General features: G+C 56.7%; 15 protein-coding genes and 5 tRNA genes. 7 read left to right on the top strand and 13 right to left on the bottom strand.

Annotated elements, in window-relative coordinates; translation table 11 throughout:
* Positions 1–161: 161 nt before the first annotated feature.
* The 4 genes from Poly21_RS13510 to Poly21_RS13525 form a co-directional block, all read right to left on the bottom strand.
* The gene (locus Poly21_RS13510; protein ID WP_146407523.1) at positions 162–1,616 is read right to left on the bottom strand and encodes a DUF1501 domain-containing protein; all 1,455 of its coding nucleotides are present in this window, start codon (positions 1,614–1,616) and stop codon (positions 162–164) included.
* An 11-nt stretch (positions 1,617–1,627) separates the two neighbouring features.
* Positions 1,628–4,735: a DUF1553 domain-containing protein gene (locus Poly21_RS13515; protein WP_302118860.1), complete on the bottom strand. Its 3,108-nt coding sequence runs from the start codon at positions 4,733–4,735 to the stop codon at positions 1,628–1,630.
* A gap of 110 nt (positions 4,736–4,845) precedes the next feature.
* Entirely contained in the window at positions 4,846–6,312 is a 1,467-nt protein-coding gene (locus Poly21_RS13520) for a DUF7133 domain-containing protein (RefSeq protein ID WP_146407524.1), read from the bottom strand.
* A gap of 9 nt (positions 6,313–6,321) precedes the next feature.
* A complete protein-coding gene (locus Poly21_RS13525; RefSeq protein ID WP_302118861.1) occupies positions 6,322–9,930 on the bottom strand; it encodes a 3-keto-alpha-glucoside-1,2-lyase-like domain-containing protein in 3,609 nt (1,202 codons plus the stop codon).
* A 362-nt stretch (positions 9,931–10,292) separates the two neighbouring features.
* Here Poly21_RS13525 and Poly21_RS13530 point away from each other — a divergent pair, with 362 nt between their 5' ends.
* Positions 10,293–11,141, top strand: coding sequence for a UDP-2,3-diacylglucosamine diphosphatase (locus Poly21_RS13530; protein ID WP_146407525.1), 849 nt, complete (start codon positions 10,293–10,295; stop codon positions 11,139–11,141).
* 335 nt (positions 11,142–11,476) lie between these two features.
* On the opposite strand, the gene rplK is transcribed toward Poly21_RS13530, so the two are convergent.
* The 9 genes from rplK to Poly21_RS13575 form a co-directional block, all read right to left on the bottom strand.
* Positions 11,477–11,902 (bottom strand): 50S ribosomal protein L11, encoded by a 426-nt coding sequence (rplK, locus tag Poly21_RS13535; protein ID WP_146407526.1) that lies wholly within the window; start codon positions 11,900–11,902, stop codon positions 11,477–11,479.
* A 155-nt stretch (positions 11,903–12,057) separates the two neighbouring features.
* Positions 12,058–12,759 (bottom strand): transcription termination/antitermination protein NusG, encoded by a 702-nt coding sequence (gene nusG, locus Poly21_RS13540; RefSeq protein ID WP_146407527.1) that lies wholly within the window; start codon positions 12,757–12,759, stop codon positions 12,058–12,060.
* On the bottom strand, positions 12,756–13,202 hold the full coding sequence (gene secE, locus Poly21_RS13545) for a preprotein translocase subunit SecE (protein WP_146407528.1): 447 nt from the start codon (positions 13,200–13,202) through the stop codon (positions 12,756–12,758). Before secE ends, nusG begins: the two co-directional genes overlap by 4 nt.
* A 55-nt stretch (positions 13,203–13,257) precedes the next feature.
* Positions 13,258–13,330 (bottom strand) — tRNA-Trp (locus Poly21_RS13550).
* A gap of 109 nt (positions 13,331–13,439) precedes the next feature.
* Complete coding sequence (tuf, locus tag Poly21_RS13555) at positions 13,440–14,636, bottom strand: elongation factor Tu (protein WP_146407529.1); 1,197 nt, start codon at positions 14,634–14,636, stop codon at positions 13,440–13,442.
* A 241-nt stretch (positions 14,637–14,877) separates the two neighbouring features.
* Positions 14,878–14,949, bottom strand: a tRNA-Thr gene (locus Poly21_RS13560).
* Positions 14,950–15,062: 113 nt separating this feature from the next.
* Positions 15,063–15,133, bottom strand: a tRNA-Gly gene (locus tag Poly21_RS13565).
* A gap of 109 nt (positions 15,134–15,242) precedes the next feature.
* Positions 15,243–15,324, bottom strand: a tRNA-Tyr gene (locus tag Poly21_RS13570).
* 205 nt (positions 15,325–15,529) lie between these two features.
* Positions 15,530–15,602, bottom strand: a tRNA-Thr gene (locus Poly21_RS13575).
* A 403-nt stretch (positions 15,603–16,005) separates the two neighbouring features.
* Between Poly21_RS13575 and rsmG the strand changes: the two genes are divergently transcribed.
* The 6 genes from rsmG to Poly21_RS13605 all read left to right on the top strand — a co-directional run bounded on the left by rsmG (position 16,006) and on the right by Poly21_RS13605 (position 23,749).
* A complete protein-coding gene (gene rsmG, locus Poly21_RS13580) occupies positions 16,006–16,935 on the top strand; it encodes a 16S rRNA (guanine(527)-N(7))-methyltransferase RsmG (protein WP_302118863.1) in 930 nt (309 codons plus the stop codon).
* Between the two features lie 146 nt (positions 16,936–17,081).
* Positions 17,082–17,993 (top strand): sulfate adenylyltransferase subunit CysD, encoded by a 912-nt coding sequence (gene cysD, locus Poly21_RS13585; RefSeq protein ID WP_146407530.1) that lies wholly within the window; start codon positions 17,082–17,084, stop codon positions 17,991–17,993.
* Positions 17,994–18,228: 235 nt separating this feature from the next.
* Complete coding sequence (gene cysN, locus Poly21_RS13590; RefSeq protein ID WP_146407531.1) at positions 18,229–20,169, top strand: sulfate adenylyltransferase subunit CysN; 1,941 nt, start codon at positions 18,229–18,231, stop codon at positions 20,167–20,169.
* Positions 20,170–20,339: 170 nt separating this feature from the next.
* Positions 20,340–22,424 (top strand): M3 family metallopeptidase, encoded by a 2,085-nt coding sequence (locus tag Poly21_RS13595; RefSeq protein WP_146408677.1) that lies wholly within the window; start codon positions 20,340–20,342, stop codon positions 22,422–22,424.
* A gap of 35 nt (positions 22,425–22,459) precedes the next feature.
* Positions 22,460–22,678 (top strand): SlyX family protein, encoded by a 219-nt coding sequence (locus tag Poly21_RS13600; protein WP_146407532.1) that lies wholly within the window; start codon positions 22,460–22,462, stop codon positions 22,676–22,678.
* Positions 22,679–22,747: 69 nt separating this feature from the next.
* Positions 22,748–23,749: an AAA family ATPase gene (locus tag Poly21_RS13605; RefSeq protein ID WP_146407533.1), complete on the top strand. Its 1,002-nt coding sequence runs from the start codon at positions 22,748–22,750 to the stop codon at positions 23,747–23,749.
* Positions 23,750–23,759: the final 10 nt, after the last annotated feature.

Raw genomic sequence — 23,759 nt, forward strand, 5'->3', positions numbered from 1 at the left:
ACAGCGTGACCTTCACCAGGGATACCAGTAAGGCTCCATCGAAACAGACAAGCTGATGTTCTAGCTTACCGCGGTTTGCTCGCGAAGTTGCTTTGTCCCCACTACCTTAGGAGAACAACGGACACGCACCGGCTAAGGCTGGCGACAGCAGGGGCTATTCATTAGGCCAGAATTGGTTGTACGACGTTGCCATGCACGTCGGTCAAACGAAATTGTCTGCCTTGATAGCGGTACGTCAGTCGTTCGTGGTCGATGCCCAGCAGGTGCATCATGGTGGCTTGGAAGTCGTGTACGTGAACGGGATCGGTGACCACGTTGTAACCGTATTCGTCGGTTTCGCCGTAGGAGATGCCTGGTTTCACACCGCCGCCGGCCATCCACATTGTGAAGCAGCGAGGGTGATGGTCGCGTCCAAAATTGCCGGGGGTGAGAGTGCCTTGGCAATAGTTAGTGCGTCCGAACTCCCCACCCCAAACAACGAGAGTATCATCAAGCATTCCCCGGTCTTTCAGATCACTGACTAGGGCGGCGGCCGGCTGATCGGTCTCTTTGCACTGCACAGGCAACTGCTTCGGCAACCCGCCGTGTTGATCCCAACCTTGGTGATAGAGCTGGATAAAGCGCACACCGCGCTCAGCGAGTCGGCGGGCTAGCAGGCAATTCGATGCGAATGTGCCTTGGTCGCGCACATCAGGTCCGTACGAGTCCAGCGTGCTTTGCGTTTCACTGGAGATGTCCGTAACGTCAGGAATGGACATCTGCATTCGGAAGGCGAGTTCGTGCTGGGCGATCCGCGCTTCGACAAACGGATCCGACTCGGATTCGATCTTCAATTGATGCAGCTCGCCCATGGCGTCAAGCATGCCACGTCGCGCCGCAGCGGTCACGCCAGCGGGATTGCGAAGATAGAGAACTGGATCGCCAGCACTGCGAAACTGGACTCCTTGATACTCCGACGGCAAGAACCCCGAACCCCACAGACGCGCCGCCAGCGGCTGGCCGCCTTTGTTCTTGGTAAGCAGAACAACGAAGGCGGGTAGGTTTTCATTCTCGCTGCCGAGACCGTAGCTGAGCCATGATCCGATACTCGGCCTGCCAGGCAGCTGGCTGCCACTTTGCAGGAACGTCACGCCGGGGCCGTGATTGATGGCTTCGGTATACATTGATTTCACGACACAGATTTCGTCAGCAATCTTCGCCGTGTGCGGTAACAGATCGCTCATCCAGGTGCCGCTTTGGCCATGCTGAGCAAAGGGAAAGGGCGATCCAACCAGCGGTAAACTTGATTGATTGCCTGACATTCCAGTTAATCGCTGTCCGCCGCGCACTTCATCTGGAAGCTGGGTGCCGTGCAGTTTGTTAAGCAGCGGTTTGTGGTCGAGCAAGTCCATCTGCGAGGGAGCGCCGGCCTGAAACAGATAAATCACGCGTTTGGCGCGAGGTGCGTGATGCAGGGCAGTCAACGCGGCGCCGCTGGGAAGTGCCGTCGCCTCAGACGTGTCGAGGTCACTGGCCGCCGCTGGTCCGGACATCAGATCTGCGAGTGCTAAACCTCCCAGTCCCATCCCAAACTGGTTGAGGAACCGCCGACGACTGCCACCCAAATTAATATTCATCTGTGTCTTTCCTAGCGTTTGATCAAACAGTCGTCCAGGTTCATGATCGCTTGCGCAACGATCGAGAGCGTGGCGACACTGAGTTTGTCGGTTGCCTCGGCGGCATCGAACTCGCCAATTCCGAGGTATTCCCCGACGGCGTTTTTGTCGTCGGAGAAAACCTGCATCTGCTCATGATACAGCCGTGTCAAAATCGACGCTTCGAGTCTGGTTGGCGTGCGGCTCGTTAGCAATTGGAATAAACGTGTGACCCGTTTCTCGGGCGCGGCATCGGGACCGAGTTCTTCGACTACCTGGGCGGCGGCTCCCTGAGCTGCTTCCACGTACTGCGGGCCGTTGAGTAAAACCATCGCTTGCAGCGGTGAACTGGTTCGCTCTCGCCGCACGCTACAGACGTCCCGTGTCGATGCATCGAGGACCAGCATGACTGGCGCCGGCGACGTGCGTTTCCAGTAAGTATAGAGACTGCGCCGATACAGTCCCTCGCCATGATCGGGAGTGACGGGTTTGAATGCGACCGCCAGTTCGTAAGGTCGCGCTGGTGGACCGCCAATTTTGGCAGACAACAGCCCACTACCGGCCAACGCGGAGTCGCGAATCATCTCCGCAGTCAGGGGCGCGATGGGGCCCCGCGCCAGCCAGATGTTTTCAGGATCCCGTTCGCGGCTGTCACCGACCGCATCGGAATCACGCTGATACGCCTGTGATAACACCATCGTCTTTAACAGCCCCTTTACATTCCACCCAGAATCAATGAACCCACGAGCAAGCCAGTCGAGTAATTCGGGGTGCGACGGCGGTGTGCCTTGATTGCCAAAATCTTCGGTCGTCTTCACCAGTCCGCGACCGAAGAGCAGTTGCCAGTATCGATTCACAGCTACGCGAGCGGTCAGCGGGTGGTCATCTCGAGTTAACCAGTGCGCCAGTCCAAGGCGATTTCTCGGCTCGTCGTCGTCCATCGGCGGCAAGGTGGCAGGGGTTGCTGCCGTGACTCGCTCTTGATGCTGATCGTAAACGCCGCGACCAAGCACGAAGGTATCCCGCGGCTCTGGCAGTTCACGCATCACCATGATCTCGGCAATCGCATCGAGCAGTCGGTCCTGTGTTTCTCTCGCGGCGGTTAGTTCGGTGAAAGCCTTTTGGCAATCCTCATTGAAGTAGGCGGTAACAACCTCGCGGCGGTCTGCTGGTGGCAGCGATGACATCGTCTCGGTCTGACAGAGCTCATCGAGTGATCTGTGATGAAATCGCTCGGCCACTTCGACGCCCGTCAGTCGCCGATCGAAGACTTCGAATTCATCGACGACGCCGTTGGTGAATCCGCGGTCGCGGGTGCGTTCGCCAATCGTGATGTTGTGTGTGTTTCCGGTCGTGATGTCCTTGGTCAAGGAATCCTCGACAATTTCACATTCAGCAAGTTTTCCGTTGATAAAAATCTGCAATCCAGCTGCTCGACTCGAACCGTCGTAGGTCATGACGACGTGTTGCCACTGGTCGACGGGGACGTCCGCGAGCGTGCGGACATTGATGGCATTGCCAGGCCAATAGTGAACGAGGGCGGCTGACAACTTGCCGTCTTCGATCAGAAGTTGGTAACCACGACTGGCGGCATCGGTCCAACCGAGTGAATGGTGAAAGACAACAGCGCGGTCCTTGACATCGGGCGTCTGCAGCCACAGCGATACCGAGAACGGTTGCCAACGGCGAAAGTCGGCTGGACCCACCGAGACACCCGCATCGCCGGACAACCGACCGGCTTGGCCCTGCACGCCCTCGACGAATTCCACCGGAAGTTTCTTGGCAGCGTCATCGTCAAAGCTCTGCGAGACGATGGGAGTGAGCGAGACCTTGTTGCCGGAATTACCGGCCGTCATCGCAGTGTCGAGCTCAACCTCCGCCATTTTGTCGGAGTAGTTCTTCGCGGCAGCAGCCACCAATCGATCCGCGTCAGCGAGTTGCTGACGTTGCTCGTCAGTCGGTAAACGCAGGGTAGGTGTGGGGATGCTATTGGTATGATACGAGTAAAGTCCCGCCTCGTTGATGTTGGCGAAAAACGCATTGAGTTCGTAAAACTCTTTCTGCGTCAGCGGGTCAAATTTGTGGTCGTGGCAGCGTGCGCATTCAAACGTCAGTCCCATGAATGCGGTCGAGACGGTTTGAGCTCGGTCGATCACATACTCCACACGAAACTCTTCTTCGACACTGCCGCCCTCTACTTTTTGCGGATGGAGTCGGTTGAAGGTCGTGGCGAGAATTTGATCGTCGGTGGCATTGGGCAGCAAATCCCCGGCAAGTTGTTCAGTGATAAACTCGTCATAGGGCATATTGTGATCGAAAGCTTTGATCACCCAATCACGCCATGGCCAAACAAATCGATCGCGATCGACTTGATAGCCATAGGTATCGCTGTAGCGAGCGACGTCCAGCCATTCCGCAGCCATCCGTTCCGCGTATGCCGAAGAAGCCAACAGGCGATCGACGACCCGTTCCCTCGCTGAGTTGGAATCGTCTGCCAAGAAGGCATCGATCTCCGCGAGCGTGGGTGGCAGACCGGTTAAGTCGAGCGTCACCCGACGTAGCCATCGCTCAGGCGGGGCCGGTGGCGACAGTTTCAGCTGTTTTCGGGCGATCGCATCATCAATGAAATCATCAATGGTCTTTGACGCGTCCCGTGGAGTGGGAATAGGTTCAAAAGACCAGTGTCGTTGATAGGTCGCACCTGCCTGTATCCATTGAACGAGCAGCTTTTTCTGTGCCTCATTGAGCGATTTGTGTGAGTGTGGCGGTGGCATCACCATGTCGGCATCCTCGGTGAGGATACGTTCGACGAGTACACTCTCCTCCGGTTCACCCGGAACAATCGCGCCATAGTCAACGGCATCTTCGAAACGATCGAGCCGTAGATCTGCAGCCCGGGTGTCTTCATCCGGCCCGTGACACTCGAAGCAATTCTCCGAGAGGATCGGTCGGATGTCTTCGTTGAAATGAATCGCCTCGGACTCATCCGCCGTAGAAACGCTAGCGATCACAATGCCAACGAGTAGGCACAGTCGCATCACCGTGCGCTCCGCGGAGGCGGCGTTGCGACCTACTCGTGTGGCTCGAACTTTTCGCATCATCGTGCTGTCGTTGGTGAGGTGTTCAGGTAGCAACGCTCGAGCGAGGGTGTCAGCGTTGATCGAAATCTTACGCTCGATCCACCCTCTGACGACATTCGCGACATAATTGGCTACCGCAGTTTATTGAGCGTATAGTACGCGTCGGCATGCAGCAAACCGTTTCCATCTTGGCCACGCACGCCATCGGCATGGAGCTCATGGACATGGCCAATCTGCAAGCCATCGACGATCAAGCGTACTTTGGTCCGGTCGTCTGAGACGGTCGCCCCGGTGATCGTGGGTTGCGTGGCATCGACCTCTGGACTGCCATACTGTTCACGGTACTCGAATGTATAGGTTGACATTTGATAGGACGCTGGATTACCGGCCGCGGCGGCATCAACCGGTTTAGTAAAGACGAGCTCGAAGCCATCCTTTAGCAGTCGCATCTCTTTCATTTCGAAGGGTACTTCGCCAGTCCAGTTGAGTCGCTCAACGGCAAATTCTCGAGGTCCCACCGATCCCCATCCGCGGTTTGTGCCCCCGACAAACATCGCGCCGCTGGCGTCCATTTCCACGCCGACGTTTCCAGATGCGAAGCCCTTACGGAATGGGAAGCACACGCCCTGCATGACTCCGTCGACGACTTCGGTGAACACACGCATGATACGGCTTTGCGTTTGGTCGCCGATAAACAGTTGACCGGCGAAGGGACCGAATTTGCCTTGCGTGGTATCGCATGTGATGCCAGAGGCGCTTTTGCCCATTTTGTCATAGGGAAACAGCACGACCGGCGGGATCAGTTCAGGGATCTTTGCCGCTTCGATATACATCCGGCTGGGGCTGGCCGGAATGGTAGGTCGCTGTCCCATCGACGGCGCCTGGTCATACCAGTCAAACCCACCGGGATGCCCCATGAACTTGCCCTGCTGCAGTAGCTTCAGTCCACAGGTTCCGTTCCAGGGACCTTGATTGTCGGTGTACAGCACATTGCCCTGAAGATCCGATCCCATCCCGCCCGGGGAGCGCACGCCGCTGCTCAACGGCAATGTTTCGCCATCGGGAGTGATCTTCATCGCCCATCCACGAAAAGGTACTTTGCTCGTAAAGGATCCGGTCAAGCACAATGTGAGGTACATCGTCCCATCGGCATTGAACTTGGATCCAAAAGCGTATTCATGGTAGTCGCCAGAGATGCCCCAGCCATCGGCATACGTTTCAAAGATATCGGCGAGCCCATCGTCATCGGTGTCTCGCATCCGGGTCACCTCGGGGCGCTGAACCGCGTACAGCCAGCCGTCACGGATTGCCAAACTCAGCGGTTCATGCAGTCCGCGGGCGTACAGTTGGAACTGGTCCGCGGTGACTTCTTTGGCCAGCGGCTTGGTGATCATGAAAATATCGCCACGCCGCGAGCACACCGCCAGTTTTCCATCGGGCATCCGCTGGAAACCGCACGCTTCGATGACTTCACCAAGCGGCGTCTCGAACGTCGTGATCGTGTAGTAGTCATTTTCGGTCGGCGCCTCGGCAGATACCGATACCGTCCCGGACAGTGAAATCGCTGCAAAGAGCGATAGAAAGCGAATGAAATTCATGTTTTATGATTACCAGCGAATGGTTTGTGAAACGGTCGTGGTGGCAGCGGGTGGGATGGTGGCTCGTAAGACTTGTTTTCCATCGACGCTCAGCAGTTGGGCGTCGGCGCCGTCGACGCTCACGGTATAGCGATCGTCAATGCGAAAGCCGCCTTCGATTGGCTCGATCTGCCCAGCTGCGATCTGCCAGACCAACGTTTTCGCTCGCCCAGCATCTGCGGCGTGAACGGTCAGACGTCTCTCAAAGCCGTCAGCGGTCGGGATTGGTTGGTCTTCGACTGACGTCTCGCCAATCGAATATCGGAAGGTCGGATTGCCCTTCTCGTCGAGTGTATACCCTTGCATCTGGTAGCCGAGCTCGCGGCCCGATGCCGCGGGCCAAGAACTGGAAGCGGCGTCCAGCATCGCCAACGTCGGAGCGGTGTCAAATGTGATGATCGCGTCGCCGAGTGGCCGTTGATTGCCTTGACCACGACCGCGCCAATGCTTGGACGCGTCCATGAATTCGTTCTTCCACACTTGTGCCCACGACATTTGGTCAGCGTCCCAGATCAAGTCCAACTCGCCGGGATAGCCCACACCAATGCCGCGCGGGCTGACGCCATCAAAGAAGTTTCGATAGATGCGAGGCCGTTCGGTTGCCGCCAAAACAATCGCCGATTGATTGAGCCCCTGGGGCTCTTTTGCCGCGGTACCAAGCGAAAGGTACTGCCACATCGCATCGATTTGTTTGTCCGGATCACCATCGAAGATATCCGTGATAGCGCTGCGTCCCTCGAGAAAACTGTTGGGCATCCGTGTTCCCGGACGGTATCCAGTGGGATCCTTCAGGTAGCGTTGAAACCACTCCGGGCGAAGACGCTTTGGCATCAGCAGCATATCGATCGCACCAAGACCGCCACCGGTGTTGCCGTTGTAACTGTGGCACTTGATACACGCCAAACCGCCGTTGCCGCAAAGCTTGCGTCCTTCGATCTGCACATCTTCGACCGATGCAGTCTGCTCGACCGGGGCGATCGCCTCGCTGCGATCGAGTCGGACGATCGCGTCTTCAAATGCCACGAGTTTCTCATGATCGAAGCCAGGCATCCTTGTCAGCATGTAGGTGCGGGTGTTTCCCCCCGACTTCAGCACTTGTCGTAGATAGGCATCGTTGAGTTTATCACCGACACCGCTGAGCGAAGGTGGCAGCCGTCCTTCCAAGCCCATCTCAGGCGTGGTGCTGTGGAAAAACTCGTCGCGAGAAGGTTCAGGACCACCGATCCCGTCGCGTTCATGACAGGCAAAGCAGTTCAGCGCCGCCATCGTACGGTGCACCCGTCGGGCATCGTCAGTTGGCGGGACATCGCCATCACGCCGGCGGTCCAAGGCCGCTCGTATGGCAGCGACTTGGGTGGCTCCCAATCCATAATCGATTGCCGGTGCTGCGACCTCTTCCGCCAAGCAGCCGCCGGTCGATGGCAACACGTTCAGGGACGCTGCAGCATTCTTAGAGGGCTTCGTTGAAGCGGGAGTCGCAGTCTCGAACGCGTGACAAGCGACGCAATTCGCACTCTGAAAAAGTTGCTGTCCAGGCGCAACAAGACTCTCATCAGGGACGAACTTGCTCGGCAACAAATCGATGGGTTCGCCTTGCTCGCCATCGGTAATCCAAGCGGTGATATCGTCGCGACCCAAACGCGGGTCGATCATTTCCAGCTTAATTTCGATTTGGCCACCGCCGTCGAAGTACTCGACACGGATGGGATACACTCCCGCAGTGAGTGTGTAGCTCTCTTGCTTGGTCGTCGTCGGATGGATGCCGTCGTTGACGAGGCGGTGGCCGTCGATTTCCAGCGCGCTGCCGTCATCGCTCGACAGCAGGAACGTGTACTCTCCATCCTGCTCGATCGAGAGGTTGGCGTCAAAGACAACGGCAAAATTGTTTCCAGGTTTCACGTCATCGATTTTCAACCCAGTGACTTCGTCGGAACTGACCGGTTCGAGGGTATCGAAATTCGGCAGACTGGTCCACTTCCCTCGGTAAATCCGCCGGTTGAAGGTGGCCTCGTGCTCGCCCACGCTCGTCTGTTGAGTTAGATAAGCGGCCACGGCAGCGACTTCTTCGGGCGTGCCCACCATCGTTGGCATACGCAGCCCGCTGCGAATCGTCGTGCATCGCTGGAGGAAATCCATCAGTGAGGGGACGGTGTATTTGCGATCCGGTCGACCGAGCGGTACCGTTGTGGCCAACGGAGTCTTGGGCAGCGCAGGGTCCAAGGGACCGTGGCAGGCCACGCAGCCGATGCGGTGATAAAGTTCATTGCCGCGGTCAGCGAGAGATTGACTGACCACACGGTCAGCAATTTGACCGTGCCCGCGCAGAATAAGGTAACTGGCTATCTTTTCGGCATTCTGTTTCCGCGTAGCGGCGTCCGCGCCCGGCCACGGATCGGGCATCGTAGTGCCGCGCTTCGTTGCGTGTGGATCCGCGATCATGGCGACAATCGCATCGGCGCGAACCCGACCCGCCAGTTCACTTAAATCCGGCCCGTGCTGGACCGGTGCAATGGAATCTTGGTCAGTGTGACAAGCCGTGCAGGCGAGGGAATTGAGCAAAATTTCGCCGGCTTCGGCAAGAGGTGTTGAATCCGTCCCGACAAACCGCTCAAAGCCGGGCACGATCGGGCGGGCGGACTCGCGACTGGCGTCTCGCGGTGCCAACCAAATATTGCGAAAGCGAACGGGATCCCCGTGATCTTGCAGCATTAGCGGGCCGAGTGGTGCATCGTCGGAGAAGGCCGCCGCACGAGTGAATCCAGGCACTTCCACGTCGTTCTGCACCATGACGCCATTCAACCGCACGGTCATTCTCGCGTTGGATATTTTCTTACCCGTGCCGTCAAAGCGCGGCGCCGTGAAATCAACATCGTAAGTCTGCCAACGCAGAGGAGGGAAACATGTGTTGACCGCAGGAGCACTAACGGTATAGATGCCCCCGGCTTCATCGTTGCGACCCTCTAAACCAAACGAATCGAGAATTTGGGTCTCGTATCGGCCTTGGTGATAGATACCGCTATTGCCACGCCCTTGGCCACGTGCCTCTGGTGCAAAGGGGGTGCGGAATTCAAGGTGCAAGTGGTAATCACCAAATTGCTGTTTCGTCGTGGTGCCCGGCTCGAGCAGTCCATCAGCGGTGAGGTTGGCGTTGTTCCAGTGTTTGGCAAGCGATTCAGCGGTGCCGTCAAACAACACAATCGCGCCGCTCGGCGCAGCTCGCTGCAAGGTCGGGCTTGTCCGTTCGACGCGTTTCATCCCCAGCGATGCGATCAGATCGCCAATCGAATCGATATCGCTCTCGATACGGCGTGGTTCACCGCGAGCTCCTGCTCCTGGCAAACCGCCTTCATAGATGACGATATCGAACTCGCCATCCCCTACCGCAATCACCTGCATCGCACGGTCGATACCAATGTATTCGCCTTGAATTGCGAAATCAGGATCTTCTTGGGCGACGGCAGGCACGGGCGTGCCAGCAGCCTCGGCGCGGTGCTGCATCGCCACGATCAACGTCGCGATCACCCCAGTCACAAGGTACGGAAGCAGCCGAAACGGGCGTGAGGGGCTGAGTGGATACATCACAGAAATTCCGAAGGCGGAGTCGACATGCGAGTGCACTCCGGCGAGGAGCACGACTCATCATCGAGAAGCAAGGACGAGAGCCACCACACGTGGAAGTTGCGCAGCAAATCGTCGTTGGGTGGGGGGATGGTAGGCGGGCAAACGAGGGCGAAATCGAGCGCGAGATCACCGTCGGGGCAAATCATAGTCACACCAACGTCGCAGTACAAACCCGCTCCCCCCACATTAAGGGACGATGATCCGCCATTTTCAGAAAAGCGCTTGCATGCCCCTGTACTAGGTTAAACTGATAGCCTTGCCACAGCCGGTAGTTGAGAACCAGTCCGGCGTCCATCTTTTCGCGAAGGCCAGCAACAAAAATGGCGAATCATTCTTCACCTACCACCGCGGTTCGCACGCTCCTGATCAGTGATGTGCACCTGGGCTCGAAGCACTCGCAAGCCGCTCGGTGCCTCGAGTTCCTGCAGTCCTATACGCCGGAGCAGGTGTATCTCGTCGGTGACTTCATTGACGGATGGCGGTGCAACCAGGGCTGGCATTGGTCGGGCGCCTGCAAAGAAATGATCGATCACATCGAATCCCTCATCGCTCAAGGAACAGAGGTTTTCTACGTGCCTGGCAACCACGACTCGTTTCTACGAAATGAGCAAAGCCTGGGGATGATTCCCGATCAGTTCTCTGACATTCATTTTGCTAACGAGTTCGTGTTCGAATCCCTCGGTGGCTGGCGATTCTTGATCACACACGGTGACCTCTTCGACGTTGTCGAGACTCAAGCACAGTGGGTTTCCAAAGTGACTTCGTTTGCCTACGACACTGTGCTCAGCGCGAATCGCCTGTTCAACCGATTGACGGGAAGGCGGCACAAGAATCCCTATGGTGCCTGCGCGACACTGAAATCCTTTGTTAAACGGATCGTGATGTGGCTCAGTGGCTTTGAATCAGCAATTATGCAGCATGCCTGCGAGCAGAACTGCGACGGTGTCGTCTGCGGGCACACTCACACGCCCGCCATCGTGTACAGCGATGATATGCTGTATCTGAATACCGGGGACTGGGTCGAAAATTGCACTGGGTTGGTAGAGCATCTCGACGGCAGCCTCTGCCTGGAGTCCAACTACGGCTCACCTCGAATGCTGCAACTACCCGTCCACCCGCGCAAGGTATCCAAGTCCGTGGGCCAGCGGACTGAGATCGCTACGCACTGAAGTGCGCGATGTTCCGACAGGATCCGCCGGATGGGACTCGGGACGTTAGTCCCGTTCGACGACCACGCCGAGAGCGGTGAGACCCATTCGAGCGAGTTAGCCCAACATCTGATTGCCGGCACTTGATCGCGGCACGAAGCAAAACTTTCTGTGTAGGATCAGTGTCGCGGCGTGGCACCAGCTGACTTGCGAGATTGGGCTTGGTGCGGCGTAGCAATGAAAGACCAGCGTCTTACTGAACGATAATCCCGGACGTCAGTCCGGGATTGCCACGCATCGGTATTCCTCCGGCATCGATAGTGCACGTTGCCGGGGGAGAATTTTTCGGTCGGCTACTAGCCTTCGACGACGATGCCCATGCTGCGGGCGGTACCCTGGATCATCATGGCGGCTTGCTCGACGCTGCGTGCGTTGAGGTCGTCCATCTTTTTCTGTGCGATTTCTTCGCACTGTGCTGCCGTTACTTTTCCGACTTTGTCCTTGTTCGGCACGCCACTACCTTTGGCGATACCTGCGGCAGCTTTGAGCATCGATGCTGCTGGGGGGCTCTTGGTGATAAAGTCAAAGCTACGGTCGTTGTAAACTGTGACGACGACAGGAATCGGGGTGCCGTTGTATTCTTTGGTACGATCGTTGAATTGTTGGACGAATTGGCCCAAGTTAACGCCGTACTTACCCAACGAGGTGCCGACGGGAGGCGCAGGAGTGGCTTGTCCGCCAGGAACTTGGAATTTGGCTTGGCCAGTGACTTGTTTTGCCATGAGTGTAGCTATTAGCTGTTTGCGATTAGCGCTTCGCTGGAGTGCTGCAGCTTTCGCTGCAAAGCGTACGCAATCAAGGGTCAGGAAACTTGGAATACAGTAAATTTTTGCTGTCGGGCGTCGCTGGGAGCAAGCCGCTAGCAGCTAGTTGCTCGTTAGAGCGGTTCGACTTGCCAGTGATCGAGTTCCATCGGGACACTACGGCCGAAAATATTGATAATCACGGTCACGCGTCCATTGGCTTCGTCGACCACATCAACTTCACCTTCCTGGTTCTCAAAGTTGCCTTCCTTGACACGAATCCGATCTCCAACCTTGAATGGGATCGCTGTCTTAATCGGGGCGTCGTCCTCATCGTCGACCAAGGGGCGGTTGACGAAACGTTCGACGTCCTCGGGCTCCATCGGCTGGGGTTTGCCCGCCGACCCGGTGAAATCGCTGATCCCGCCGGTCTCACGGACGAGGAACCAGGTGTCATCATTGATCGACATGTAGACCATGATATAGCCGGGCAACAGCTTGCGTTTGCTGATGCGTCGCTTGCCATCACGCGTGAAGGTGGCGACGTCCTCACTGGGGACAACAATCTCGCCAAAGAACTCCTCCATGCCTTCCATCTTGACCTTCTTGCGAAGTGCGTCTGCGATGGAATCTTCGCGATTGAAGGCGACTTTCAGGATATACCAATCCATCGGTGACTCGTCGGTCACCTCGGGACGGGGTGGAGCATTGGGGTCCACCGGGGCCGCGGGAGGTAATGCTGGCGACGGGCTGGCCGATTCTGCTGCTGGCTCGCCGGCACCGCTGGATTCTTCGTGTTCGACGAGCTCCTCTTCCGAAATTTCGTTATCGCTCACGAAGTAACCCCGAGCTTGTTAAAGACAAATTGCCAGATGACATCGAAGGCGAACAGCGTAATGGCGAGGAAAAAAATGGTGAAGATGACCACGACCGCAGCCCGCTTCAATTCGTCCTTGCTGGGCCAGGTGACCTTGTTCATTTCGGCTTCGACAGCGATCAAAAAGTCCGCAAACCGAGGCCAATTGACGACGCGAAATCCAAACCATAAACCAGCCGCCAGGAGGACCCCAGCGATCGAGCGTGCGACCACCACGTTGCTCATGACGGTGGGGAGAAACCCATACAGACGCCAGCAGCCCAGTGCGACAATCACAAATACTGCAAGGGCAGTCAATTGGCGAACCAATCGCCCCTGATTTGGCTTGTACACGTTCCCGTGGAACAGTTCACTCGCCAATGGAGTCATGGCTGTGCCTGATTGAGTGATCTCTTTTGACATTCCCTTAGGTCCTTCACAGCCAATGATTTCGGCAGGAATTGTTTACGTTAAAAAGCAGGGGCGGCGAGAGTCGAACTCACAACCGCTGGTTTTGGAAACCAGTGCTCTGCCAATTGAGCTACGCCCCTGAATTAGCGAGGCCTTGGATGGCGAATGGTTCACCATCCAAGGCCCAGCAATGTGATTGTAGCGACAATCCCTCCTCAGCTAAATACCAAGGCGGGTTGAAGCCAGCAACTAGCTGAGGATTTTCGTCACAACGCCCGAACCAACGGTACGTCCGCCTTCGCGGATAGCGAATCGAACGCCGTCATCCATCGCGATTGGCTTGTGCAATTCGACTTCAACCTTGACGTTGTCGCCAGGCATGCACATGTCGGCGCCGACAAGGTTGGCGGTGCCGGTGACGTCGGTCGTGCGGAAGTAAAACTGAGGACGGTAGCCGCTGAAGAATGGCGTGTGACGGCCGCCTTCATCTTTGCTGAGGCAATACACTTCAGCTTCGAACTTGGTGTGCGGGTTGATGCTTTTTGGCTTAGCCAACACTTGGCCGCGTTGGATGTCTTCGCGTTTGACACCACGGAGCAGGCAACCGACGTTGTCGCCTGAACGGCCTTCAGTCATTTCCTTGCGGAACATCTCGACGCCGGTGCAGGTTGTTTTGACAGGGGTTTCAGCGAGGCCGACGATTTCGACTTCTTCGCCAACCTTGACGACGCCACGCTCGATACGACCGGTAGCAACGGTTCCGCGACCTTCGATCGAGAAGACGTCTTCGATTGCCATCAGGAACGGCTTGTCGTCTTCGCGAACTGGCTCAGGAATGTATTCATCGAGGGCATCCATCAATTCGGTGATGCACTTCGACGCTTCGGGGTCTGCTGGGTTGTTGTAAGCAGGCAATGAACTGCCCTTGACGACAGGAACGTCGTCGCCGGGGAAGTCGTACTTGCTGAGTAGTTCACGAACTTCGAGTTCAACCAACTCAAGCAGTTCTTCGTCGTCGACGAGGTCACACTTGTTCAGGTACACAACGATGTAAGGCACGCCGACCTGACGGGCCAACAGCACGTGTTCTTTGGTTTGTGGCATGGGGCCGTCGGCAGCCGACACCACCAGAATCGCACCGTCCATCTGGGCGGCACCGGTGATCATGTTCTTGACGAAGTCAGCGTGGCCGGGGCAATCGATGTGGGCGTAGTGCCGGTTTTCCGTCTCGTACTCAACGTGAGCCACGGCGATGGTCACGGTCTTCGTCGCATCGCGAACCGTACCGCCCTTGGCGATATCGGAATAACCTTTCGCCTTGGCCAGACCCTTGGCCGCTTGAACGGCCAGGATGGCACCCGTCGTGGTCGTTTTACCGTGGTCAATGTGGCCAATTGTCCCGACGTTCACGTGGGGCTTGGTCCGGTTAAATTTATCCTTAGCCATGCTAATTTCACCTACAATTGCAATCTGCACCACTACTTTCACTGAGATACGCTCTGCGAAAGCCCTCGCCGCTCGCGACCGTGTTCACACCCACGGTGGACCGCTGACGACTCGGCCGTGCCGATCGCATTCGACTTTGAAAAGTCGAAACGAAACGGAAATGTTTGGACGTCCCGTATCTGGTTGGGTCAGCCACGTGCTTCTTTGCACGTAATAAAGCCGACCCTCCGGACGCCCCGAAAGCTGCTGATGGGATTTGAACCCATGACCTCATCCTTACCAAGGAGGCGCTCTACCCCTGAGCTACAGCAGCAGGAAGCTGCCAGCCTTAAGCCATTAGCGACTGGACTTCGGCCGCCGCGAGTGACGCGGTCGACAAGAAAACCAGCGACCAATAGCTAACTGCTATAAGCTTTCTCTCTCAAAAGCGGGTGAAGGGAATCGAACCCTCGTATTCAGCTTGGAAGGCTGCTGCTCTACCATTGAGCTACACCCGCACAACAGGCTACTAGGCCTCGCTTCCCACCACTCGCTGCTGTCGACCTCGGCATGGGCCGCTGCATCTCGCTCGTGGCTAGTAGCGAATCGCTAGTAGCTTTTCTTCAATGGGGGCTACAGGATTCGAACCTGTGTAGGCATAGCCAGCGGATTTACAGTCCGCCCCCTTTAACCACTCGGGCAAACCCCCAAAAATCACTTCAGTCGTTCATTCGTTGTTTGGTTTCGGCCAGCGGCAATGTCGCTGGTCGATGTGCATCATACCGATGTCTTTCAATCTGTTTAAGCGGTAGCAAGCGAAATAAATCGCCCGTCAGAAAGCCGCGACAACTTTTGCGAAAAAAATCTCAAGTATCCTGCGTTTCTCGGTTCGGCAACGTGCGACGAAATCAAAGAGCCAACGGAGGGATTCGAACCCACGACCGGCTGATTACAAATCAGCTGCTCTGCCAACTGAGCTACGTTGGCCGCTGTTGCCGACCAGGAAGGGCAGAGTGTACCGATCCGCAGATTCGGAACAAGACGGAATTGATGCAAAAAAAGCCTCAAGAAACAAAAAATCTTTTCCGCCACGCTCACGCGGCGGGTCTAGGGACCGCATAGGGCGCAATTGGGTTCGTATTGGAACGTGCATGGAGCGAGTTGATGCAGATTCGATAGCGGTGCGAATTCGCGAGTAAAATTGTTTTAAAAATCGTTGCGCCAGGTTGGTTGCCCGGCAGCAGCCGATGTTTATTCGCGGGGCTGCGAGTCGTTTTGCCGCGAATTCCAAAAATCGGCAAGAATTGAAACTGTCGCTACCTATTTGTGTAGATTCGAGCAGATTCGATGCTCATCGCTTTCGGCAAGCTGATGGCGCGAGAATTTTCTCATGTTTACTGTGCTGGTGGGCATTGCGGACGGTTGTCTGGCCGCACGTCCGTCGATTTCCTTTGCCTGGCCCAGTGAGCGGGAGGGGCTAATCTTGGGTCGCCGCTCGAGCCGCTACGCGTCGCACCATCGGCGAATCCAACAATCCACGCCAACGCGCCCTTTTCGCTTGCCCGGCGGCTTGGTATCACCTGCGAGCATGAACGAAAATACTGAAAACCTGGACTCCGAAGACAGCTTCGAGGCCGCTCTGCAGCGACATGGTATGGAATTCGACGCGCCGTTGGCGGAGTCGCTGCGGCAATACGCCGAGTTGATGTGGCGATATAACGAACAGCTGAATCTCACTCGCCACACCACATGGGATCTGTTTGTTGGCCGTGATCTGCGGGACTGTTTGCAGCTCGCTCATTTGATTCAGCCCGATGAAGTGGTTTTGGATCTGGGCAGCGGCAACGGCGTCCCGGGGATTCCACTGGCAATTCTCCGGCCTGATGTGGAAGTGTCTCTCGCTGAATCGGTGGGCAAACGCGCCAAAGTGCTTGACGAGATGGTGACGGAGCTGAATCTGGCCGTGCCAGTCTACGCTGCCCGCGGAGAGCAGCTCTTAGAGGATTTTCGCTTTACGACCATTGTCAGTCGAGCGGTGGGCAGTTTGCTAAAATTTTGCCGCTGGGTGGAGCCGCACTGGAGCAGTTTCGACCGACTGTTGCTCGTCAAAGGGCCTCGTTGGGTAGAGGAACGCGGAGAGGCTCGGCATCACGGTGCTCTCAAAGATGTCGACCTGCGGGTGCTGGCCAGTTATCCGCTCGGACCTCCCGCTTTGGATGGGGGTGATGACGAAACGCCCGAGGGCGATGAGGGGGCGGACGACGCTGGACCCGGGCAGGGCGTGGTTTTGCAGTTGTCACGCAAGGGGCGGTTTGAATAGGGCCTCTGTTTTCATGGGGCCTCCGTGAGACCGGACGGTCACGATTTGGCGGGCCTGTTGAAATATCTCCAGACCACTATACTTGGCCATCCCGCCAGACGAAAAAAACTACCAATTTCCTTCAACGCATTCGCTCAACGGTTCCCATGTCAGATTACAGCCTCACTCACTTGAGACAGCTCGAGGCCGAGAGCATCCAGATTTTCCGCGAAGTCGTGGCGGAATTCGACAAGCCGGTGATGCTGTACTCGATCGGTAAGGACTCTGCCGTGCTGTTGCGGTTAGCCCTCAAGGCGTTCCACCCAGGCAAGCTGCCCTTCCCGCTATTGCATGTCGACACGACCTATAAGTTCAAGGACATGATCGAGCATCGCGAAAATTACGTTCGCGGCGAACTCGGTCTGGATGTGCTCGTGCATATCAATTCGGAAGCGCTCAAACTCAATATCCATCCCTGGGAAGATAGCGAGCGGCACACGGAATTGATGAAAACCGACGCGCTCAAAGCCGCCCTCGATAAGTATCAGTTCGATGCAGCCTTCGGTGGTGCCCGCCGCGACGAGGAGAAAAGTCGGGCGAAGGAGCGCGTCTTCAGTTTCCGGGATAAATCGCACCGCTGGGATCCGAAAAACCAACGCCCTGAGCTGTGGAATCTGTACAACGGACGGGTCAATAAAGGGGAGTCGATCCGCGTCTTCCCGATGAGCAACTGGACCGAGCTGGATGTGTGGCAGTACATCCATTTGGAAAACATTCCGATCGTCCCGCTGTATCTGTCGGCACCTCGCCGGGTCGTTCGTCGCGATGGCGTGTTGTTGATGCGAGATGACGAGCGGATGCCGCTGCTTCCTGGCGAAGTCGAAGAAACCAAAATGGTCCGCTTTCGCACGCTCGGCTGCTACCCGCTCTCGGGCGCCGTGGAAAGCGAAGCGACGACGCTCCCTGAAGTCATCCAAGAAATGTTGCTAACCCGCACGAGTGAGCGTCAGGGCCGTGTGATTGACCAAGACGAAGGCGGCGTTGGCATGCAGAAGAAAAAAGAACGCGGCTATTTTTGAGCGGCGCCGCCGTTGCCAGCTATCAGCGTCGAGCTGACAGCCAAGTGCGGACCATGTGTTTACTCGCCGCTGAATCGTTTTTCGTACAGAATTGAGCCCATCGCTAGTCACGAACCGCTATTTGCGAGTGGCTAACGGAGTGTCGCTATTAGCAATCCGCTCGTAGCTCAGAACCATCCATCACCAACTTGTTTTTAGCTAGCAGCTAGAAGCGAACAGCTAGTAGCTACCAAAAATGTCACATCAATCTGATCTCATCGCGACTGACATCGACGCCTATCTGAAACAGCATGAGCAGAAGCAGCTGCTGCGTTTCATTACCTGTGGTAGCGTCGATGATGGCAAGAGCACGCTGATCGGGCGTCTGCTCTACGATTCCAAGCTGGTTTACGAAGACGAACTCGCTAAAGTCCAAAGTGATTCGGTGCGTCAGGGCTCTGTCGCAGGCGGATTTGATCCGGCGTTGTTCATGGACGGGCTGAAGGAAGAACGCGAGCAGGGCATCACGATCGACGTGGCCTATCGATATTTTAGCACCGCCAAGCGTAAGTTCATTATCGCGGACACGCCCGGGCACGAGCAGTACACCCGCAATATGGCGACGGGAGCGAGCACCGCGGATCTCGCCATCATCCTCATCGACGCCCGTCATGGCGTGCTGACCCAGACGCGCAGGCACTCGTTCATTGTCTCGTTGTTGGGGATTCGACACGTCGTCGTGGCAATCAACAAGATGGACCTCGTCGACTTTAGCGAAGAACGCTTTGAAGAAATTTGTGCGGAATACCGGTCCTTTGCGGCGCGGCTGGACCTGCCCGATTTGAATTTCATTCCGATCAGTGCTCTCAATGGAGATAATGTCGTTGATCGCAGTCCCGCGTCGCCGTGGTACAACGGTTCGACACTGATGAACTTCCTCGAGACCGTTAACATCGGTTCGGATCGAAACCTGCAAGACTTCCGTTTGCCGGTGCAATACGTGAACCGTCCGAACCTGAATTTCCGAGGTTTTTGTGGCACGATCTCGTCGGGCATCATTCGTGCTGGCGATGAGATCATGGTGCTGCCGAGTCGGCAGAAGTCCAAGATTAAGCAGATCGTTACTTATGACGGAGACATCGAGGAAGCCTTCGCGCCCATGTCGATCACACTGACGTTTGAAGATGAGATCGATGCCAGTCGTGGAGACATGATTGTGCGCAGCGGCAACGTGCCTCGCAGTGATTCAAATGTCGAAGCGATGCTGGTCTGGATGGGTGAAGAAGCCATGGTGCCGGGCAAGACGTACCTTGTCAAACACACCACCCGTACTCTGCCGGGCAATGTGCAGACGCTGAAATACCAAGTAGATGTCAACACGCTGCACCGAACGCCTGCACCCACGCTCGAACTGAACGAGATTGGCCGCGTGGCGATCGAGTTATCGGCCCCCGTTCAGTTTGACCCCTACCGCCGCAATCGATCGACCGGAGCGTTTATTCTGGTCGACCGGATCACGAATGCCACGGTCGCTGCGGGAATGATTCTCGATCGCGGAGCAACCGGCAAAACTCGGTCGGTGTGGGACGACGACATTGAGGCGGCAACGGATACCGAGGGTGAAGTCTCCACAGTATCGACCGAAGAGCGAGCCGCCCGCTTTGGGCAGAAACCCGTCACCGTGCTACTGACAGGCCTGACCGGCAGTGGCAAGACCTCGATCGCGAAAACGGTCGAGCGGAAGCTCTTCGATCGCGGCCGCGCTGTCGCCGTTATCGACGGGGAGCAGATGCGCCGGGGACTCAGTCTCGATCTCGGCTTCACTGCCGAAGACCGCAGCGAGAACCTGCGTCGTGGTGGTCACCTGGCTCACGCGCTCAACGATGCGGGCTTGATCTGCATGGCAGCGATGGTGGCCCCTGCCGAAGACGTTCGTCAGAAGGTTGGCAAGCTGATTGGCGACGCCCGCTATCTGGTCGTGCATGTGGCCACGCCCCTCGCCGTCTGCCGCAAACAGGATACGAAGGGGCAGTACGCCAAGGCTGATGCCGGCGAGTTGCTCAACTTCCCAGGGGTGACTGCTGACTACGAAACACCCACGTCACCTGATCTCGTCGTCGATCCCTCTGAATCATCCGTGGGCGCCTGTGCCGATGCGGTGATCGAACTCTTAACGACTCGCGGATTTGTGAAATGAAATTCGATATCGTTCGCGTGCTCAGTGTGACCACTGTGCTGCTGGCTTTGAACTACCACCCTTGTCTGGCTGGTCCGCCTGCGACGCGGGCCGATTCCGATCCACCGGCCCCCATTGAGCAGACTGTGACTGACATCTCGAATCACAAGAACACCGCACACGCCTCAACAATGCTCGATTCGTGGACGGGACCGTACGGTGGCGTGCCGCCTTTCCGCTCCGTTCGCGTCGACGAATTCTCAGCAGCGTTTGACGTCGCGATCGAGCAGGCTCAACGCGACATCGACGCGATCGCCAATAATCCTGAGCCCGCGACTTTTGCAAATACGCTCTTGGCACTCGAGACCGCTGGCGAGTCACTCGATCGGCTCGAAACCCTATTCGATGTTCATGCATCGAACCTCAACGTCGGTCCAATCCCCGACCTTGAGCGAGAGGTGACCCCTAAGCTCGCTGCTCACTCGGACAACATCACGCAGAACAAAGAGCTGTTCGCGCGGATCGAGGCGGTGCACCAAGATGTGTTCGATAACAAGACCGTTGAGCTGCAGCCAGATGCTCGGCGGTTGCTCGACGAGACCTACAAAGGTTTCATTCGCAGTGGTGCAAAGTTGTCTGATGCTGACAAGTCGAAGCTGTCTCAGATCAACGCTCGTTTGGCACGGCTGTTCACCGATTTCAACCAGAATGTGCTCGAAGAAGAAAAACGGCATGTGACCTGGATCGACTCACCCGCAGACCTCGCAGGGCTGTCTGATTCGACGATCGCGGCGATGGCTGACGCTGCGAAAGAAAAGGGCGGCCAAGCGGCGTACGCGGTCACCAACACGCGTTCCTCGATGGATCCGTTTTTGACCTATGCCGAAAACCGGGCGCTGCGTGAACAGGTTTGGCGTCACTACTACTACCGCTGCGATAACGGCGGCGAATTCGATAATAAAAACATCATCCGCGAGATTTTGCATCTCCGTAGCCAGCGCGCCCAACTGCTCGGTTATCCCTCCCATGCTCATTGGCGCATGGAGTCGACGATGGCCGCCAAGCCTGAGGCGGCGATGGAATTGATGATGCAGGTTTGGGAGCCCGCGATCGCGCGGGTGGCTAACGAGGTCGCCGATATGCAGCGCATCGTCGATGCCGAGGTCGCCGCCAACGGCACGCAACCCTTCGCGATCGCGCCATGGGATTATCGCTTCTACGCCGAGAAAGTCCGTAAAGAAAAATACGACCTCGACATGGCAGAAGTCCGCCCGTACCTGCAGCTCGACAAGATGCGTGAAGCGATGATGTACTGCGCCGAGCGATTGTTCGGCTTGCATTTCGAACGCGTCTCCGGTCTGCCTACTTTCCATCCCGATGTGACGGTCTACGAGGTCACTCGCGATGGTGAACATGTTGGTTTGTTCTATCTCGATCCGTTCGCCCGCGAAGGCAAACGCAGCGGTGCCTGGATGACCGACTATCGTGAACAGTCGGGCACGGGGCTGGCTGAGTCGGATACAAATATTCCTGTGAAGACACCGATCGTTTCCAATAATAGCAACTTCATCCCAGTCTCCGGTGAAGGGCCGATCCTGATCTCGTGGGACGATGCGACGACGTTGTTTCATGAGTTCGGCCATGCACTGCATGGTCTCTCTAGCGATGTGCGATATCCATCCCAGTCCGGGACCAATGTGGCTCGTGACTTCGTTGAATTCCCCTCGCAGATTCTTGAGCACTGGTTGTCGACGCCGGAGGTGCTCAGCAAGTTTGCGACGCACTACGAAACCGGCGAGCCGATGCCCGCGGAACTGCTTGAGAAAATCGAGCGGTCGTCGAAGTTCAATAGCGGGTTTGATACGACGGAGTATCTCGCTTGTGCAATTCTCGATATGAAGCTGCACGAAATGAATGCAGCGAATATCGACATCAGTGAATTCGAAGCCGATGAGCTGGCCGCAATTGGCATGCCTGATGAGTTGCCGATGCGTCACCGGTTGCCTCACTTCAGTCACCTGTTCAGTAGCGATGCCTACTCGGCGGGGTACTACAGCTATTTGTGGAGCGACGCGTTGACAGCTGACGCTGCGGAGATGTTTGAGCAAGCCGATGGGAAATATTTCGACGCCACCGTCGCACAAAAACTAAACGACCACGTTCTGAGCGTTGGCGACACGATCGACCCCGCGGAAACATATCGCGAATTTCGCGGTCGCGATGTCGACACCGACGCGCTGCTGCGAAAACGCGGGTTCGCGCCCGCAAAACCGTAACTTGACTCTCTCACGTCCCACTGCCACCGCCATTCATGCCTGATTCGATCGAACAACGCCTCACCGATCTTGAGATTCAGCTGGCGCACATGCAACGGACCTGCGAGCAACTCAACGAGGTCGTGACGCACCTCTCGGTATCCGCTCAGTCGCGCGAACGTTTGATGCAGCGGATGGTTGACCAGATCAAGGATCTCAAAGCCAACCTCCGCGACCCCGGTTCACCGAGCGACGAGAAGCCCCCACACTATTGATGTGTGTTAAAATCGTCTCGACCACACGCTCTTTTCAAATTCGGCTCTCTTCTCCCCAGGCGTTTATCCATGTCGACCGTTGAAACGATGCAGGCCGATGCGGAGCAATTTCGAGCTCGCTATGCCGCCGTACGAGAGATGATCGGTCGGGTGATTGTCGGGCATACCGAAATCGTCGACGGTGTCCTGACCGCGATGCTGTGCCGTGGTCATTGTCTGCTGGAAGGTGTCCCGGGACTCGGCAAAACGATGTTGGTGCGGACGCTATCGGAAGTACTCGATTTGCAGTTCAGCCGTATCCAGTTCACTCCCGACCTGATGCCCGCAGATATTCTGGGCACGAACATGATCGTGGAAGAGGAGAGTGGTCGACGGAAATTTGAGTTTCAACGGGGGCCGGTGTTCACGCAAATCCTACTCGCCGACGAGATCAACCGAGCCACACCCAAGACCCAATCCGCGATGCTCGAGACGATGCAAGAAGGCACGGTCACCGCTGCGGGCACACGTTTCGAGCTTTCTCAGCCATTCTTCGTTTTGGCCACGCAAAATCCGATCGAGCAGGAAGGGACCTATCCACTGCCAGAGGCACAAATGGATCGCTTTCTGTTCAAACTCGTGGTGGGCTATTCATCGCGTGAGGAGCTCGGGACGATTGTCGACCGCACGACGCGAGGCGAGCAACCGGCGATCGAGAAAATCATGGACGGTGACGAGATCATCCGATGGCAGAAACTCGTGCGAGATGTCATTTTGGCACCTCATGTCCAAGACTACCTCGTGCGTTTGACGATGGCGACGCACCCGCAAGGGGCCCACAGCGTGCCGATCACCAATGAATACGTGCGGTGGGGTAGCAGCCCTCGGGGTGCCCAGACCCTGGCGTTGACCGCGAAGGTGCGAGCGTTGCTCGACGGCAGGTTTAATGTGTCCTTCGAGGACCTGCGGCGTGTTTTCTTGCCCGCCATGCGGCACCGCGTGCTGCTCAATTTCGAGGCCCAAGCCGAGGGGATCGAGCCGGATACGGTGTTGCTCGATATTCTCGAAAAGGTACCCGAGAAAGCTGACTGAGCCCGACGCC

The organism is Allorhodopirellula heiligendammensis (genome assembly GCF_007860105.1).
GTDB classification, from domain to species: Bacteria; Planctomycetota; Planctomycetia; order Pirellulales; family Pirellulaceae; genus Rhodopirellula; species Rhodopirellula heiligendammensis.